The sequence below is a fragment of the Paucibacter sp. M5-1 genome (assembly GCF_027498415.2).
GTDB lineage: Bacteria > Pseudomonadota > Gammaproteobacteria > Burkholderiales > Burkholderiaceae_C > Roseateles_E.
Genome location: NZ_JAPZLM020000001.1, coordinates 523,092 through 539,136, shown reverse-complemented (window position 1 = coordinate 539,136; position 16,045 = coordinate 523,092). Strand labels below are relative to the sequence as shown.

The 16,045-nt window shown below is 65.8% G+C and carries 14 protein-coding genes and 6 tRNA genes; 2 read left to right on the top strand and 18 right to left on the bottom strand.

Annotation, left to right across the window (positions count from 1 at the left end):
* Window positions 1-426 (top strand): organic hydroperoxide resistance protein, encoded by a 426-nt coding sequence (locus tag O5M90_RS02470; protein ID WP_137940555.1) that lies wholly within the window; start codon window positions 1-3, stop codon window positions 424-426.
* 45 nt (window positions 427-471) lie between these two features.
* Here O5M90_RS02470 and O5M90_RS02465 read toward each other — a convergent pair whose 3' ends face one another.
* Window positions 472-1,410 carry an asparaginase gene (locus O5M90_RS02465; protein WP_269841570.1) on the bottom strand — a complete coding sequence of 313 codons (939 nt, stop codon included), beginning with the start codon at window positions 1,408-1,410 and terminating at the stop codon, window positions 472-474.
* A gap of 76 nt (window positions 1,411-1,486) precedes the next feature.
* Between O5M90_RS02465 and lexA the strand changes: the two genes are divergently transcribed.
* Window positions 1,487-2,197, top strand: coding sequence for a transcriptional repressor LexA (lexA, locus tag O5M90_RS02460; protein ID WP_269841571.1), 711 nt, complete (start codon window positions 1,487-1,489; stop codon window positions 2,195-2,197).
* A 126-nt stretch (window positions 2,198-2,323) separates the two neighbouring features.
* Here the strand turns inward: lexA and O5M90_RS02455 are convergent.
* The 17 genes from O5M90_RS02455 to O5M90_RS02375 all read right to left on the bottom strand — a co-directional run bounded on the left by O5M90_RS02455 (window position 2,324) and on the right by O5M90_RS02375 (window position 16,026).
* Window positions 2,324-2,400 (bottom strand) — tRNA-Asp (locus tag O5M90_RS02455).
* A gap of 79 nt (window positions 2,401-2,479) precedes the next feature.
* A tRNA-Glu gene (locus tag O5M90_RS02450) sits at window positions 2,480-2,555 on the bottom strand.
* Window positions 2,556-2,622: 67 nt separating this feature from the next.
* Window positions 2,623-2,698, bottom strand: a tRNA-Ala gene (locus O5M90_RS02445).
* 95 nt (window positions 2,699-2,793) lie between these two features.
* Window positions 2,794-2,870, bottom strand: a tRNA-Asp gene (locus tag O5M90_RS02440).
* Window positions 2,871-2,940: 70 nt separating this feature from the next.
* Window positions 2,941-3,016: transfer RNA gene (locus O5M90_RS02435), tRNA-Glu, on the bottom strand.
* A gap of 70 nt (window positions 3,017-3,086) precedes the next feature.
* A tRNA-Ala gene (locus tag O5M90_RS02430) sits at window positions 3,087-3,162 on the bottom strand.
* A gap of 93 nt (window positions 3,163-3,255) precedes the next feature.
* Complete coding sequence (gene gltX, locus O5M90_RS02425; protein WP_269841572.1) at window positions 3,256-4,656, bottom strand: glutamate--tRNA ligase; 1,401 nt, start codon at window positions 4,654-4,656, stop codon at window positions 3,256-3,258.
* Window positions 4,657-4,694: 38 nt separating this feature from the next.
* Window positions 4,695-6,209, bottom strand: coding sequence for an amidophosphoribosyltransferase (gene purF, locus O5M90_RS02420; RefSeq protein WP_137940559.1), 1,515 nt, complete (start codon window positions 6,207-6,209; stop codon window positions 4,695-4,697).
* Between the two features lie 39 nt (window positions 6,210-6,248).
* Complete coding sequence (locus O5M90_RS02415; protein ID WP_262972939.1) at window positions 6,249-6,737, bottom strand: CvpA family protein; 489 nt, start codon at window positions 6,735-6,737, stop codon at window positions 6,249-6,251.
* 6 nt (window positions 6,738-6,743) lie between these two features.
* Window positions 6,744-7,475: an SPOR domain-containing protein gene (locus tag O5M90_RS02410; RefSeq protein ID WP_440401797.1), complete on the bottom strand. Its 732-nt coding sequence runs from the start codon at window positions 7,473-7,475 to the stop codon at window positions 6,744-6,746.
* 38 nt (window positions 7,476-7,513) lie between these two features.
* Entirely contained in the window at window positions 7,514-8,830 is a 1,317-nt protein-coding gene (gene folC / locus O5M90_RS02405) for a bifunctional tetrahydrofolate synthase/dihydrofolate synthase (RefSeq protein ID WP_269841574.1), read from the bottom strand.
* Window positions 8,831-8,897: 67 nt separating this feature from the next.
* Complete coding sequence (accD, locus tag O5M90_RS02400) at window positions 8,898-9,770, bottom strand: acetyl-CoA carboxylase, carboxyltransferase subunit beta (protein ID WP_137940563.1); 873 nt, start codon at window positions 9,768-9,770, stop codon at window positions 8,898-8,900.
* A 21-nt stretch (window positions 9,771-9,791) separates the two neighbouring features.
* Window positions 9,792-10,595, bottom strand: coding sequence for a tryptophan synthase subunit alpha (gene trpA / locus O5M90_RS02395; protein ID WP_269841575.1), 804 nt, complete (start codon window positions 10,593-10,595; stop codon window positions 9,792-9,794).
* On the bottom strand, window positions 10,592-11,839 hold the full coding sequence (trpB, locus tag O5M90_RS02390; protein WP_269841576.1) for a tryptophan synthase subunit beta: 1,248 nt from the start codon (window positions 11,837-11,839) through the stop codon (window positions 10,592-10,594). Before trpB ends, trpA begins: the two co-directional genes overlap by 4 nt.
* Before the next feature lie 12 nt (window positions 11,840-11,851).
* Entirely contained in the window at window positions 11,852-12,496 is a 645-nt protein-coding gene (locus O5M90_RS02385; RefSeq protein WP_269841577.1) for a phosphoribosylanthranilate isomerase, read from the bottom strand.
* A gap of 14 nt (window positions 12,497-12,510) precedes the next feature.
* On the bottom strand, window positions 12,511-13,299 hold the full coding sequence (gene truA, locus O5M90_RS02380; protein ID WP_262972945.1) for a tRNA pseudouridine(38-40) synthase TruA: 789 nt from the start codon (window positions 13,297-13,299) through the stop codon (window positions 12,511-12,513).
* A gap of 66 nt (window positions 13,300-13,365) precedes the next feature.
* A complete protein-coding gene (locus O5M90_RS02375; protein ID WP_269841578.1) occupies window positions 13,366-16,026 on the bottom strand; it encodes a FimV/HubP family polar landmark protein in 2,661 nt (886 codons plus the stop codon).
* Between the last annotated feature and the right edge of the window lie 19 nt (window positions 16,027-16,045).

Sequence of the window (16,045 nt, the reverse complement as noted above, 5' to 3'; positions counted from 1 at the left end):
ATGGCACTCGACAAAGTTCTCTACACCGCCACCGCCACCGCCACCGGCGGCCGTGAAGGCAAGGCCTCCTCGTCCGACGGCGCTCTGAGCGTCACGCTGAGCACACCCAAGGAACTGGGCGGCGCCGGCGGCTCGGGCACCAACCCCGAGCAGATGTTCGCCGCCGGTTATTCGGCCTGCTTTATCGGCGCGATGAAGGCCGTCGCCGGCAAGATCAAGATCGCCGTGCCGGCCGATGTGTCCATCACCTCGGAAGTGGGCATCGGCCCGATTCCCGCCGGCTTCGGCATCCAGGTCGCGATGAAGATCAGCCTGCCGGGTCTGGAGCGCAGCCAGGCCGAGGCCCTGGTGGCCGCCGCCCACCAGGTCTGCCCTTACTCGAATGCCACGCGCGGCAATATCGATGTGAGCCTGACCATCGTCTAAGGACCTTGGCCGAGCCAGACAGGGGCTGCGGCCCCTGTTGTCGTTTCAGGCCAGCAATTCAAGCAGGAGCTCGATACGCGCCTTGACCGGGCTCAGCGCGCCGGCGCTGGGCAGGGCCGCAGCCGAGGGCGTGACCGGACCGGCATCGCAGCGGCTGCTGCGCAGGATCCTGACGCCCTGCTGCTGGGCCGTGCGCAAGGCCTGCTCCAGCGACAGCGACAGCGTGCCATTGCCGGTGCCGGCCACCACCAGGCCGTCGACCCCCTGGGCCAGCAAGGCCTGCACGAGCGCGCCGTCGGCGCCGACATGGTTCAGCACGATCTGCACGCGCGGCCAGGCCGCAGCGGGTTTGCCGATACGCGCCAGACCGATGGCGCCCTCCGCAGCCGGCCAGGCACCCAAGGGGCGCAGCACGCCCTCCTCCACGACGGCGATCAGGCCGCCATCGCTGGAAGCAAAGGCATCGACCTTGTAGCTGTGCACCTTGCGGATCTGCTCGGGCCCATGAACAGCGCCCGCAAACACGGTGAGCACCCCCTGCGCACGTTCATCGCTGGCAACGCTGACGGCATCGAGCAGGTTCTGCGGCCCATCGGTCTGCAAGGCCGTGGCCGGTCGCATCGCGGCGGTCAAGACCACCGGCTTGCGCGGCGCCAGCACGCGGTGCAGGAAATAAGCCGTCTCTTCCAAGGTATCGGTGCCATGGGTGATCACAATCCCGGCCACCTCCTCGCGTGCCAGATGGTGGGCCACGCGCTCGGCCAGCCGCTGCCAGGTGGTGAAGTCCATGTCCTTGCTGTCGAGCTGGGCCACTTGCTCGGCCTCCAGCGCCTGCTGCGCCAGCGGCGGCACGGCCGAGACCAGATCGTCCACGCCCAGCTGGGCGGCGGTGTAGCCGACGTTGTCGGACGCCGTGCCGGCCTGGCCGGCAATCGTGCCGCCGGTGCCCAGGATCACGATAAGAGGCTTGTTCTTGCTGACCACGGTCACTTCCTGGATGAATGAACAGTTACTGGATATATACTCAGGCGCATCTTTCCCAGATGTCTGCGAGCCCAGCATGGACGATATCAGCCCCAGTGTTTCCACCGTCAAATTGACGGCACGCCAGCAGCAGATCCTTGACTTGGTGCGCCAGGCCATCGAGCAGACCGGAGCCCCTCCGACCCGCGCCGAGATCGCCAACGAGCTGGGTTTCCGCTCGGCCAATGCGGCCGAGGAGCATCTGCAGGCCTTGGCGCGCAAGGGCGTGATCGAACTGGTCGGCGGCACCTCGCGCGGCATCCGGCTGAAGTCGGACACCTTGAAAGCCATGCATCAGGAGCGCCGCGCCCGTGAGGACTTCCAGTTCTCCCTGCCGATTCCGAATCTGTCGCAACTCACCCTGCCCCTGGTCGGGCGCGTCGCGGCCGGCCATCCCATCCTCGCGCAGGAGCATATCGAGCAGAGCTACACGGTCGAGAGCAGCATGTTCGCGCGCCGACCCGATTTCCTGCTGAAGGTGCGCGGCATGAGCATGAAGGACATCGGCATCATGGACGGCGACCTGCTGGCGGTGCAGAAGGCCAGCGAAGCCAAGAACGGGCAGATCGTCGTCGCACGGCTGGGTGATGAAGTCACCGTCAAGCGTTTCAAACGCAGCCGCAGCGGCGGCATCGAGTTGCTGGCCGAGAACCCTGACTTCGAACCCATCCTGGTCGCGGCCGGCGATGAGAGTTTTGCATTGGAAGGTCTGGCCGTCGGTCTGATTCGCGGGCAAATGGCCTTCTGATACTGCGGGCCTCCTGATACTGCGGCCGCAATCAAGTTTGCAGGGATGATGTCTCTGCAAACATTTGATATGTCTCGGCGCACAAGAAAAAACCCTGGAGGCTTGCGCTTCCAGGGTTTCAAATGTTGGCGGAGTGGACGGGACTCGAACCCGCGACCCCCGGCGTGACAGGCCGGTATTCTAACCAACTGAACTACCACTCCAGATACTCTTGCGAATATCAGATAAGTTCTGTAGTTTCTCGAAGCAAACGCTTCCAAAACTACCAAGCCTTATCAAACTTGGCGTCCCCTAGGGGATTCGAACCCCTGTAGTCACCGTGAAAGGGTGGTGTCCTAGGCCTCTAGACGAAGGGGACTAAACCTTCTATTTACTTCTTCTACTTCGCTGCCCGAGCCGCGCGCCACCGTCACCCTGAAGTGACTTGGTGGAGGTAAGCGGGATCGAACCGCTGACCTCTTGCATGCCATGCAAGCGCTCTCCCAGCTGAGCTATACCCCCAAAATTCCGGGCTACACGCTGCTCAAGCAGTAATTTCTCTCAAAATACAAGCGGCCAACTGAATGGCCGCTTACCGATACGAATCGGGCAAACCTTGGCGGAGTGGACGGGACTCGAACCCGCGACCCCCGGCGTGACAGGCCGGTATTCTAACCAACTGAACTACCACTCCGCAGTGGGATAATTTCACAACTGCTGCAGTATACCTTATATATCGCAGCAATTATCAAGTTTATCAAACTTGGCGTCCCCTAGGGGATTCGAACCCCTGTAGTCACCGTGAAAGGGTGGTGTCCTAGGCCTCTAGACGAAGGGGACTAAACCTTCTGAATTCTACTTCCTCATACTTGAACCGCGCGCCAACCAAATACCCAGAAACCTGAACATTTGGTGGAGGTAAGCGGGATCGAACCGCTGACCTCTTGCATGCCATGCAAGCGCTCTCCCAGCTGAGCTATACCCCCTCAGATCATGCAAGCCGCTTCGATTACTCGTTGCTGCCTGCCGTTCTTTGTGTATCGCGCTGTTCAAGCGAGACATAGAGTATAGAACGATTTTTATGCGCAGCGCAAGCGTTCGACCACATTTTCTTTATCGAACAGTTCCAGCACCGCGTCGACCGACGGAGTTTGTGCACGACCACACACCAGCACCCGCACCGGTATCGCCAGTTGCGGCATCTTCAGGCCATGAGCCGTGATTGTTTCCTTGATCGCGGCCTGGATGCCGGCCTTGTTCCATTCGGTGGCGGCGAGCTTGTCGGCCAGCGCGGCGAGCGCGGGCTTCACCGCGTCGCTGACATGGGTGCCCAGATCCTCGGCGCTGGGCTGCACCGGCGCGAAATACATGGCCAGCCAATCGGCCAGCGCCACCGTGGTCGCGCAGCGATCCTTGAACAGCGCGCACATGGCCGGCAGCCGGCCGAGATCGGCGCTGATGCCGCGCTTGGCCAGTTGCGCCGCGACGAGGGCCGACAGGCGCGTGTCATCGGCCTGCTTGATGTACTGGCTGTTGACCCACTCCAGCTTGGCCGGATCCCATTGCGCCGGGCTCTTGGAGAGGTGCGAACCGTCGAACCAGCTGACGAGCTGTTCGCGCGAGAACAGCTCGTCATCACCGTGGCTCCAGCCTAGGCGCGACAGATAGTTCAGCATCGCCTCGGGCAGATAGCCGTTCTCCTCATAGGCGGTGACGCTGACCGCGCCGCGGCGCTTGCTCAGCTTCTGGCCATCGTCGCCGAGGATCACCGGCACATGGCCGAAGGCCGGCAGCGGCGCGCCCAGCGCGTTGAAGATATTGATCTGCCAGGGCGTGTTGTTGACATGCTCGTCGCCACGGAACACATGGCTGATCTTCATGTCCCAGTCGTCGATGACCACGGCGAAGTTGTAGGTCGGCACACCATCGGTGCGCTGGATGATCAGATCGTCGATCTCGCGGTTGTTGATCGTGATCGGACCCTTGCACAAGTCATCCCAAGTCACATCGCCGCCGATCGGGTTCTTGAAACGCACGACCGGCTTGACGCCCTCGGGAACGGCGGGCAGCACCTTGCCTGCTTCAGGACGCCAGGTGCCGTCGTAGCGGCGCTTCTCGCCGCGCGCTTCCTGGCCAGCCTTCATCGCATCCAGCTCCTGGGGCGTGCAGTAGCAGCGGTAGGCGGTACCGGCGGCGATCATCTGCTCGATCACCTCGTTGTAGCGCGCCAGGCGCTGCATCTGGTAGATCGGACCCTCGTCGTATTCCAAGCCCAACCACTGCATCGCGGCCAGGATCTGGTCGACCGAGTCCTGGGTCGAGCGCGCGACATCGGTGTCTTCGATGCGCAGCACGAACTGGCCACCGTGGTGGCGGGCATAGGCCCAGGAGAACAGCGCCGTACGGGCGGTGCCCAGGTGCAGAAAGCCGGTCGGCGATGGGGCAATGCGGGTGCGGACAGGGGTACGGGTTTGTGTCATGGCGAGATCAGGTATTCATGGTCTTCGGGAGCCGGCACTCAGCCCTGCTCCGTGCCGCTTTGCAGGGCCAGCCGGGTGCGGGCCGGGCCATCCTCTTCCTCGCCCTGCGACTTGCGCTGCTCCTGCATCGTCGCGAAGTCTTCGGCCGAGACATCGCCGGTGATGTAGCTGCCGTCGAAGCAGGAGGCCTCGAAGCCGTTCAAGCCCGGGCGCAGCGCTGCGACCACGCGCTTCATCGCATCGACGTCCTGGTAGATCAGTGCATCGGCGCCGATGTACTGGCGGATTTCCTCGATCGAGCGGTTGTGCGCGATCAGCTCTTCGCTGGTGGGCATGTCGATGCCATAAACATTCGGGTAGCGCACCGGCGGCGCGGCCGAGGCCAGATAGACCTTGCGGGCGCCGGCCTCGCGGGCCATCTGGACGATTTCCTTGGAGGTGGTGCCACGCACGATGGAATCATCGACCAGCAGCACATTGCGGTTCTTGAACTCCAGGCCGATCGCATTGAGCTTCTGGCGCACCGACTTCTTGCGCGCGCCCTGCCCCGGCATGATGAAGGTGCGGCCGACATAGCGGTTCTTCACAAAGCCCTCGCGATAGGGCTTGCCGATGCGGTGCGCCAGCTGCATCGCCGAGGGCCGGCTCGACTCGGGAATCGGGATCACGACATCGATATCGCTGGGCGGCATCGTCGAGATCAGGCGCTGGGCCAGGGTCTCACCCATATTCAGCCGGGCCTGGTAGACCGAGATGCCGTCCATCACCGAGTCCGGGCGTGCCAGATAGACGAACTCGAACATGCAGGGGTTCAGGGTCGGGCTGTCGGCGCACTGCTGCGTGTGCATCTGGCCGTTCATGTCGATGAAGATTGCCTCGCCGGGCGCCACATCGCGGATCAGCTGATGGCCGGTGCCCTCCAGCGCGACGCTCTCGCTGGCCACCATGATCTCGCCGTCGGCCGCCTGGCCGAAGCACAGCGGGCGGATGCCGTAAGGGTCGCGGAAGGCCAGCAGACCATGGCCGGCGATCAGCGCGATCACTGCGTAGGAGCCTTTGATGCGCTTGTGCACCGCCCGCACCGCCTTGAACACCTCCTCGGGCGTCACCGGCAGATCGCGTGCGGCCAGCTCCAGCTCGTGGGCGACGACGTTGATCAGCACCTCGGTATCGCTCTCGGTGTTGATATGGCGGCGGTCGATGTCGAACAGCTCCTTCTTCAGCGCATGCGCATTGGTCAGATTGCCGTTGTGCACCAGCACCAGGCCGAAAGGCGCGTTGACATAGAAGGGCTGAGCCTCTTCCTCGCTATAGGCATTGCCGGCGGTCGGGTAGCGCACCTGGCCCAGGCCGATGGAGCCCGGCAGCGCCCGCATATTGCGGGTGCGGAACACATCACGCACCATGCCGCGCGCCTTGTGCATGAAGCACTTATTGCCTTGCATGGTGACGATGCCGGCAGCGTCCTGGCCGCGGTGCTGCAGCAGCAGCAAGGCGTCATAAATCAGCTGATTGACCGGCGAGCGAGAAATCACTCCGACGATGCCACACATGGGACTACTTCCTTGTCGTGAAAGATCTGAAGCCGCGGCTCAGACCGGGATGAACTTGAGCACTTCGGCCGGCAGCACCGGCGTCAATAGATGCAAGGCGGCCTGCAGCCAGGGCGCCACCTGAGATTCCTGCCAGGGCCCGGAACGCACGGCCGGCGTCATGCTGACCAGCACCACCGCCAGCAGGCCGATCAGCACGCCGCGCAGCACACCAAAGCCCCCGCCCAGCACCCGGTCGATAATGCTCAGCGGCGTCGCGTGGATCAGCGCCCGCAGCAGCCGCGCCGACAGGCCCCACAGCAGCAGTATCAGCATGAAGGCCAGCACCAGGCTCAGCGCATGCAATAAATTCGGCGCCAGCTTGTCCTGCGGCAGCCAGTTCGCAATGAAAGGGGCGACATAGGGGCAAGCGAAATAGGCCACCACCCAACCCAGGATAGACAGGACTTCGAAGACCAGCCCGCGCCACAGGCCCAGCAGCACCGAGACGGCCAGAACACCCAGCAGTACCAGATCGACCCAGCCCATGGTGCATCAAAGCGTCAGCACGGCCGTCGACAAGCCGCCGCCGCGCACCTTGGCCGCCACCTTGTCGGCCTCCTCGCGGCTGCCGAAGGGGCCGACCCGAACCCGGATGCGTTTGCCGTCCGCCGTGTCCACGGCTTGCGTATACGTCTTCAAGCCCATGCGCTCGACCTTCATGCGCGCCTCCTGGGCGGCCTTGCCATCGGCATAGGCACCGACCTGGACGATGAAACGGCCTTCGGACTTGCTGTCAGCCTTCTTCTCGACCGGCTTGCCTTCCAGCAAGGCCTGCACACGGGCCGACTCCTGCGTCTTCGGCTGCGCCGGCTCGACGGGTTTCTTGTCGACCGGCTTCTCCAGCGGCTTGGGCTTGTCTGCGGGCTTTTCGATGACTCGTTCCACCGGCTCGGGCTTGGGCTCGGTGACCACAGCCGGAGCTTCAGTCGGCGCCTGAGCCACCGGCGCTTCGGTCACGGCCGGCAGGGACGCGGGCAAGGCCGGCGGAATCACCACGGCCGGCGTCGCTTCCTTGCGCGGAATGTCGATCGGCAGATCGACAGGGATGGGGCGCGGCTGGGTCTCGAAGATCAGCGGGAAGCCGATCACGCCAACGCCCACCAGCAGGGCCGCGCCGATCAGGCGGCGGCGCGCCCGGACCCGCAGCTGCTGCACCACATTGTCCGACACCGGTTTTGCCGCGGCTTGATCGGGCGAGCGTTTGAAAAAAGACAGCAAACCCATGAGCTGGAGAGTCGGACAGTGCGTGTTGGAGAGAGTGCTCAGGCGCCAGCGGCTGGCTTGCCGGCGACCAATCGGGGGACACCATGCTTGAGCACGCCGCCCACGGTGAAGAAGGAACCGAAGACCAGAATTCTATCAGCGGGGTCGGACTCGGCCGCCGCTGCGCTCAGGGCTTGCATGGGGTCCGCATGCCGCTGCACGGTCACGGCGGCCGGGGTCTTGATGGCGCCGGCGGCGCGCAAGGACTCGAACTGCGCGGCCAGGGCCTCGGCCTTGGCCGCACGCGGCAGGTCCAGGTCGGTGAAATGCCAGACATCGACCAGGTGCGAGATACGCCCGATGATCTGGGCCAGATCCTTGTCGGCCATCGCGCCGAACACCACCCGAGTACAGGGGAAGAAGCCCATCTGATCGAGGTTCTGCGCCAGCGCCGCCACCGCGTGCGGGTTGTGCGCGACATCCAGCAGCAGGGCCGGCTGGCCCGGCACCACCTGGAAACGCCCCGGCAGCTCGACCAGGGCCAGGCCGGTGCGCACCGCCTGCGCGCTGATCGGCAGCCGCTCGTACAAGGCCTCGAACACCGCCAGCACGCCGGCCGCGTTCAGCAGCTGGTTGACACCGCGCAGCGAGGGGTAGGCCAGGCCGCTGAAGCGGCGCTCGCGGCCCACCCACTGCCATTGCTGGCGGTCGCCGCTGTAGCTGAAGTCCTGCCCCAGCTGGCGCAGATCGGCGCCGATCTGGCTCGCATAGGCCGCCAGCGAGGCCGGCGGCACCGGATCGCTGACCACCACGGGCCGGCCGGCCCGCATGATGTGCGCCTTCTCATGCCCGACCGACTCGCGGTCGGGGCCTAGATACTCGGTGTGGTCCAGATCGATGCTGGTGATCACGCTGCAATCGGCGTCGATGCAGTTGACGGCGTCCAGCCGTCCGCCCAGCCCCACTTCGAGAATCACCAGATCCAGCGGCTCGGCCGCCAGCCGGCTCATGATGGCCAGGGTCGTGAACTCGAAATAGGTCAGCGCCAGATCACCGCGCGCCTGCTCGACAGCCTCGAAATGCGGCAGCAGGGAGTCGGCCTCGACCGGCGCACCGGCCACGCGGCAGCGCTCCTGGAAATGCACCAGATGCGGTTTGATATAGAGCCCAACCCGATAGCCTGCCTGCAAGGCAATCGATTCCAGCATCGCGCAGGTCGAGCCCTTGCCATTGGTGCCGGCCACCATCACGACCGGCGCCTCGAACTTCAGCCCCATGGTCTCGCGCAGGCGCTGCACGCGCGCGAGCGTCATGTCGATCTCCTTGGGGTGCAGTCGCTCGCAGTGGGCCAGCCAGTCGTCCAGATTCTTCTTCATGCCATGTCCAAATGAAGACGGCCAGGCTGTCCAGCCTGGCCGCTGCGTCTACAGGGATTGAGGGCGCTCAGGCCACCGCGTCGGTGCTCTGCCGCTGCAGCATCGCCAGCTGGCGCGCAATGGTCTCGCGCAGCTCGCGGCGGTCGACGATCATGTCCACCGCGCCCTTTTCCATCAGGAACTCGGCGCGCTGGAAACCCGGCGGCAGCTTCTCGCGCACCGTGTTCTCGATCACGCGCGGGCCGGCAAAGCCGATCAAGGCCTTGGGCTCGGCAATCACGATATCGCCGACGAAGGCGAAGCTGGCCGACACCCCGCCCATCGTCGGATCGGTCAGCACGCTGATATAGGGCAATTTGGCCTTGGCCAGGCGGGTCAGCGCCGCATTGCTCTTGGCCATCTGCATCAGGCTCAGCAAACCCTCCTGCATCCGGGCGCCGCCGGTCGCGGTGAAGCAGATGAAGGGGGTCTTCTGCTCGATCGCCGTCTCGACGCCGCGCGCAAATCGCTCGCCGACCACCGAGCCCATCGAGCCTCCCATGAAGTCGAACTCGAAGCAGGCCGCGACCACCGGCACGCTCATCACCGCGCCGCCCATCACGATCAGCGCATCGGTCTCGCCGGTGTTCTCCAGCGCTTCCTTGAGCCGGTCGGGATACTTCTTGCTGTCCTTGAACTTCAGCGCGTCGACCGGCAGCACCTCCTGGCCCACCTCGTAGCGGCCTTCGCCATCGAGAAAGGCGTTCAGGCGCGCACGCGCGCCGATGCGGTGGTGGTGGCTGCACTTGGGGCAGACGTTGACGTTCTGCTCCAGATCGGTCTTGTAGAGCACCGTCTCGCAGGACGGGCACTTGATCCACAGCCCCTCGGGCACCGTGCGGCGCTCGTTCGGGTCGGTCTGCTGCATCTTGGGCGGCAGAAGTTTCTCAAGCCAACTCATGGTTGCAGGCTCCTTTATCAATCAGTGGGGCGCGTCGAGCGCCTGGCGGATGTCCCGGATGAACTGGGCGCCGGTTGCGGCGACATTATCGCGCGGCTGGACCTCCAGCAGCTCGACCAGGCGCGAACCGATCACGACCGCATCGGAATGGTCGGCCACGGCCCGTGCGGTGGCGCCGTCGCGGATGCCGAAACCCACGCCCACCGGCACCGTCACATGGCGGCGGATGCGCGGAATCATCTCGGCCACAGCCGCCGTGTTCAGATGGCCGGCCCCGGTCACGCCCTTCAGCGACACGTAGTAGACATAGCCGCTGGCCAACTGGCCGATGCGGGCCATGCGTTCCTCGGTCGAGGTCGGCGCCAGCAGGAAAATCGGGTCCAGGTCTTGAGCGCGCAGCGCTGCCGCGAAGATTTCGCATTCCTCGGGCGGGTAGTCGACGATCAACACACCATCCACGCCCGCGGCCTTGGCATCGGCGACGAAACGCTCGACGCCATAGCGCTCGACCGGATTGGCATAGCCCATCAGCACCACCGGCGTGCTGTTGTCGTGCACGCGGAAGCCGCGCACATAGCCCAGCACCTGGGTCAGGCCGATGCCGTGCTTGAGCGCGCGCTCGCCGGCGCGCTGGATCACAGGACCGTCGGCCATCGGGTCCGAGAAGGGTACACCCAGCTCGATCACGTCGGCACCGGCCTCCGCCATCGCCAGCATCAGCTCGACCGTCGCATCGGGATAGGGATCGCCGGCGGTGACAAAGGGGATCAGCGCCTTGCGGCCCTGGGCCTGCAAAGCCGTGAAGGTAGCAGCGATGCGGCTCATTGCGCACCTCCCTTCATGCTGTGGCCGGCCATCGAGGGTCGGTCAAAGTACTCCGCCCCGGACAGGTCGGCGACGGTGCCGATGTCCTTGTCGCCACGGCCGGACAGGTTCACCAGCAAGGTCTTGTCCGGCGACAGGGTCGGCGCCAGTTTCATCGCATAGGCCAGCGCGTGGCTGGATTCCAGCGCCGGGATGATGCCCTCGGTGCGGCACAGGCGGTGGAAGGCCTGCAGCGCCTCCTTGTCGGTGATGCCGACATATTCGGCCCGGCCGATGTCCTTCAGATAGGCATGCTCGGGGCCGACGCCCGGATAGTCCAGGCCGGCCGAGATCGAGTGGGTTTCGGTGATCTGGCCGTTCGCGTCCTGCAGCAGATAGGTGCGGTTGCCATGCAGCACACCGGGGCTGCCTGCGCTCAAGGTCGCCGCATGCTTGCCACTGTCCACGCCCTCGCCCGCCGCCTCGACGCCGATCAGGCGCACGCCCTCATAGGGGATATAGGGGTAGAAAATGCCGATGGCGTTCGAGCCGCCGCCGACGCAGGCGATCACCGCATCCGGCTGGTGGCCGATCATCTCGGGCATCTGGGTCAGGCACTCATCGCCGATGACGCGCTGGAAGTCGCGCACCATCATCGGATAAGGATGCGGGCCGGCCACGGTGCCGATGATGTAGAAGGTCGACTCGATATTGGTGACCCAGTCGCGCATCGCCTCGTTGAGCGCATCCTTCAGGGTCTTGGAACCGGACTCGACCGGCACAACCCGCGCGCCCAGCAGATTCATCCGGTAGACATTGGGCGACTGGCGCTTGACGTCCTCGCTGCCCATATAGACCACGCACTCCATGCCGTAGCGGGCACAGATGGTCGCGGTGGCCACGCCGTGCTGGCCGGCGCCCGTCTCGGCGATCACGCGCTTCTTGCCCATGCGCTTGGCCAGCAGCGCCTGGCCGATGGTGTTGTTGACCTTGTGCGCGCCGGTGTGGTTCAGGTCTTCGCGCTTCAGGTAGATCTGGGCGCCGCCCAGTTCGCGGCTCAGACGGTCGGCGTAATAGATTGGGCTGGGGCGGCCGACGAAATGGGCCAGTTCATGCTTGTACTCGCGGATGAACTCCGGGTCCTTGCTGTAGTGGGCATAGGCCTCGTTCAGCTCATCGAGGGCATGAACCAGGGTTTCGGCGACGAAGCGGCCGCCGTAGGGCCCGAAATGCCCGCGGGCATCGGGTTGGTCATAGCTTTGCATGGCTTGTTCTCTTCAGGTTTGCTGCTGTTCGATGCGCCGATCCGCTTCGCGGACCTCGGCACAGAACTGCTGGATCAGGGCGGCGTCCTTCAGGCCCTTGGCCTGCTCGACGCCGGAACTCACGTCAACGGCCCAGGGCCGTACCTGAAGAACGCCGGTCAGCACATTTCCGGCATGCAACCCACCAGACAAAACGACTGGAGAGGGCACGTTTCTTGGAATGAGTGACCAATCGAAAACCTTTCCACCGCCGCCATAGCCGTCGACATGGGCGTCGAGCAGAATGGCCTGGGCACCTGAATACTGATGGGCGAAGTCTAGCAAATCAAAGCCGGGGTTGATACGCGCGGCACGCAGCCAGGGCCGCCCTGCCCGCTCGCAGTCCTGCGGGCTCTCGTCGCCATGGAACTGCACAAGCATACTCGGCAGCGCGGCCAGGCCGGCCGCCAGCTGCTCGTCGCTGGCGTTGACGAACAGCCCCACCGGTGTCACGAAGGGCGGCAGGCGCCGCGCCAGCTCGGCCGCGCGCACTGGCGTCACATAGCGCGGGCTCTTGTCGTAGAACACAAAGCCGATGGCATCGGCACCGGCCTGGACGGCAGCGTCGACATCGGCCTCGCGGGTCAGGCCGCAGATCTTGATACGGGTTCGGCTCATGCGCTTTGTTTCACTCAAGGCAGCCAGTCCAGCGCCGCCACATGCTCGGGGAGTTGCAGCTCGGCATCGTAGTACGGGCCGATGAAGTACAGGCCGTCGGGGGCAAAGGTCGGCGCCGCTACCTTGCGGTCGCGCGCCGCCAGCACCCCAGCCAGCCATTCCACCGAGCGCGTGCCGCTGCCGATGGCCAGCAGACAGCCCATGATGTTGCGCACCATATGGTGCAAAAAGGCCGAGGCATCGAATTCGAAGCGCCAGTAGGCGCCGCGCTTGCTGATCTGGATCGCGCGTAGGGTCTTGATCGGCGACTTGGCCTGGCAGTCGACCGAGCGGAAGGAGCTGAAGTCGTGCTCGCCCAGCAGCACCTCGACGGCCGCGCGCATCGCGTCGCCGTCCAGCGGCCGGAATACCCAGCCCACCGAGCCGCTCTCGATGGCCGGCCGCACCGCCGACTCCAGCAGCAGATAGGCATAGCGCCGGCCGCGCGCATGGTTGCGAGCATGAAAGTCGGCGCCGGGAAAGGCGCACCACTGGATCGCGATATCGGGGGGCAGATAGCGGTTCGTGCCGCGTATCCATGAGAACGGGTCGCGCTCCACCTGGGCATCGAAATGCACGACCTGGTTGAGTCCGTGCACGCCGGCATCGGTGCGGCCGGCGCAGATCGTGCGGATCGGATGCGCGGCGAACTGGGCCAGGGCTTTTTCCAGCTCATCCTGCACCGTGCCCCCGCCCGGCTGGCTTTGCCAGCCCTTGTAGCCGCGGCCGCGGTAGCTGACACCCAGCGCCACCCTTGTCGTCATTCCTGCTCCACAAAAGAAAAAGGCGCCCGGCCAGGCCGGGCGCCTCGGATTGTGCCTGCTGCGTGTTCAGCGCAGCTCGTTGAGCATGGCCTGCGCCTTGTCGCGCAGCGGGCCGCTGGCCCGGGCCAGCAGTTCCTGCAGCACATCGCGTGCGCCTTCGGTATCGCCGATCTGGCGGAACTCGTCGGCCAGCTCCAGCTGGCGCTGCAGCGGGTCACCGCCATCGTCATCCAGCGCATCGAAAGCCTGGGACAGCGGATCGCTCGGGGCATCGTCCTGCAAGATGCTCTCGAACTCGGCCGGCAGACCGCCATCCATGGCTTCGGCGGAGGCAGTCGGGATCGCCTCCTGCTTGCGGGCAGGTTCGGGCAGGTCCAGATCGATGGACGAGAGATCGAAGTCCAGCGACTGGGGCTCGTCGGGCAGCTCGGACTGCAGCGTGGCGGCCTGGGTGACCTCCGGCGGCAGATCCAGATTGCCCAGATCGAAGGCCAGTTCCTTGGGCTCGATCTCGCCGGGCTGCGTCGTCGGCGGGCCGTCGAGATCGAAGTCCATCGCCAGCGGCGCCTGCTCCACCGTGGTGGCCAGGGCTTGCGTCGCATCCATCGCAAACGGCGAGACCGAGGGCGGCGAGCCCAGGTCCAGGTCGAGGTCCAGATCCAGACCGCTGGGCGGACCGGCGTCGCGGGCTCGGCCCAGCGGCTCGGTGGCCATCAGGGCGGCGCCGCCCAGCATGCTGTGCTGGGCCGTCTGCGGCAGCGTGCTGGCATTCATCGGCTCGGGATGGCGCTCATGGCTGCCGTCGTCGGGCAGCAGCTCGGGCGAGCCACCCGGCTGGTAAAGCGGATTGTCGGCATCGATCTGGCGGCCCAGCTCCTGGGCCTTGGCCCAGTCCTCGCCCTGGCCCTGGGTCTCGGCATAGAGCTGCACGGCCAATTGCTCGAAGCCCTTGGTGTCGCGGCGCTTGGCATAGACCTCCAGCAGCTTGAGTCGGATCGCCAACCGCTCCGGGTTGGAACGCAGCGCTTCCTTGAGAATCTCCTCGGCCTGCAGGTCACGGCCATAGGCCAGATAGACATCGGCCTCGGCAACCGGATCGACATCACCGATGGCATCAAGCTGGCTCAGCGAGTAGCTCATCGAGGACGCCGGGCCGTTGGCGTCGCGGGTGTCGACGCGCTGGCCGCCGGTATTGCCGAAGAAGGAATCGGGCTGCAGCCGGCTTTCATGGAAGCCGGTGTCGGCCTTGGGCTTGCTGCCCTTGCCGCGCATGCGCATCAGACCCAGCCCGCCCAGCAAGAGCACCAGCACGCCGGCGATCGGCAGCACCAAGGGGCTCTCCATCAGCTCGGCCATCAGACCCGGGCCTTCGGCTTCGGCCGCGGGGGGCGGAACCGGTGCGGGGGCCGGCTTGGCAGCGACGGGGCTTGCGGCCGGCGCGGCCGCAACCACGGGCGCGGGCGCGGGCGCGGGCGCCGATGCGACCGGTGGCGCCGGCAGCGCCAGTGCCGGCGGTGCCGACGCGGCCGTTGTGCCGGTGTTCGCTGCGGGCGCGCTGGCAGCCGGCTTGGCCGCGCTGGAGAGCTTCTTCAGCTCCTCCACATTGCGGGTCAGTTCGGCCACCCGGGCGGCATCCGCCTTCTTCTCGGTTTCTTTCGATACCTTGGCCTCGACGGCCGCGCTGGCGGCCGCGGCCTTGCTGAGGGTCAGCTTGTCGGGGCTGGGCGCTGCGGCCGGCTTGCGGTCCTCGACCGCCGCCTGCACCTTGCCCCTGACCTGGCGCTGGCTCTCATCGAGCTTGAGCTCGGGAGCGGCACCGGCCAGGCGCTGCCGGTAGTTGCTGAAATCGGCGCTCTGCGCCTGGATGACTTCGCGCGCCTCGGCCGGCGCGATCGCGCTGAGGCTGTCGCTGCCCGGCACCTGCAGGACCACGCCCGACTTCAGCCGGTTCATGTTCTCGCCGATGAAGGCATCCGGGTTGCTGCGGAACAGGCCGACCAGCATCTGGTCCAGCGAGATTTCCCGGGGCTTGGTGCGGCCGGCGATGCGCGACAGCGAATCGCCCGGCTTGACCTTGTACTCGGACGCCGCGCTAGGGCTCGGCGCAGGCGCGGGCGCAGGACGTGGCGCGCGCACCGGCTCTGCCGGCGCCGCCTCGACACGCGGCCGAGGCGCCGGAGCGGCAGCCAAGGGCGCCGAGGCCGGTGGACGCTGGGTCGGCACGGCCCGGGTCTCGGCCGGCGCGGTCGCGAAGGACGGGGCCGTCGTGACGGCCGGCGGCGGGCTCGGGCGCGCCAGATTTGGCGGATCGAACAGCAGCGTGTATTCGCGCACCAGACGGCCGCTGGACCAGGTCAGCTCCAGGATCACATCGACAAAGGGCTCTTGGACGGCCCGGTCGCTGTTGATGCGCAGCACCGGTCGGCCGTCGCTGCGCCGCTCCAGCTGCACCTGGGTGCCGGTCAGCACCGCGTTGTACTCGACGCCGGTGGCGCGGTAGGAATCGGGCGGGGCGATGCGGACCTTGAGCGTGCCTGCCTCTTCGGCAGTCAGCGAACTGACGTCAATCTCGGCCTTGAGCGTTTCGCCCAGCGAGGATTGCACGGTCAGTTTGCCCAGTCCCAGGCTCCAGGCCGAGCCGCTGCCGGCAACAGCAAATGCCGCCATCGCCATATGGGCCAACGGGGTCAGGGCAAAGCGCCCCAAAGCGCTACGTTTTTGTTTCAAGGCGTCCCCCAAAGCAACA

Bases quoted from the DNA above. Each gene is read 5' to 3' on its own strand.
- O5M90_RS02415 (WP_262972939.1), bottom strand. From the start codon at position 6,737: ATGGGCTGGGTCGATCTGGTACTGCTGGGTGTTCTGGCCGTCTCGGTG.
- O5M90_RS02410 (WP_440401797.1), bottom strand. From the start codon at position 7,475: ATGGGTTTGCTGTCTTTTTTCAAACGCTCGCCCGATCAAGCCGCGGCA.
- truA (WP_262972945.1), bottom strand. From the start codon at position 13,299: ATGACGACAAGGGTGGCGCTGGGTGTCAGCTACCGCGGCCGCGGCTAC.
- folC (WP_269841574.1), bottom strand. From the start codon at position 8,830: ATGAAGAAGAATCTGGACGACTGGCTGGCCCACTGCGAGCGACTGCAC.
- gltX (WP_269841572.1), bottom strand. From the start codon at position 4,656: ATGACACAAACCCGTACCCCTGTCCGCACCCGCATTGCCCCATCGCCG.
- lexA (WP_269841571.1), top strand. From the start codon at position 1,487: ATGGACGATATCAGCCCCAGTGTTTCCACCGTCAAATTGACGGCACGC.
- accD (WP_137940563.1), bottom strand. From the start codon at position 9,770: ATGAGTTGGCTTGAGAAACTTCTGCCGCCCAAGATGCAGCAGACCGAC.
- purF (WP_137940559.1), bottom strand. From the start codon at position 6,209: ATGTGTGGCATCGTCGGAGTGATTTCTCGCTCGCCGGTCAATCAGCTG.
- trpA (WP_269841575.1), bottom strand. From the start codon at position 10,595: ATGAGCCGCATCGCTGCTACCTTCACGGCTTTGCAGGCCCAGGGCCGC.
- trpB (WP_269841576.1), bottom strand. From the start codon at position 11,839: ATGCAAAGCTATGACCAACCCGATGCCCGCGGGCATTTCGGGCCCTAC.
- O5M90_RS02470 (WP_137940555.1), top strand. From the start codon at position 1: ATGGCACTCGACAAAGTTCTCTACACCGCCACCGCCACCGCCACCGGC.
- O5M90_RS02385 (WP_269841577.1), bottom strand. From the start codon at position 12,496: ATGAGCCGAACCCGTATCAAGATCTGCGGCCTGACCCGCGAGGCCGAT.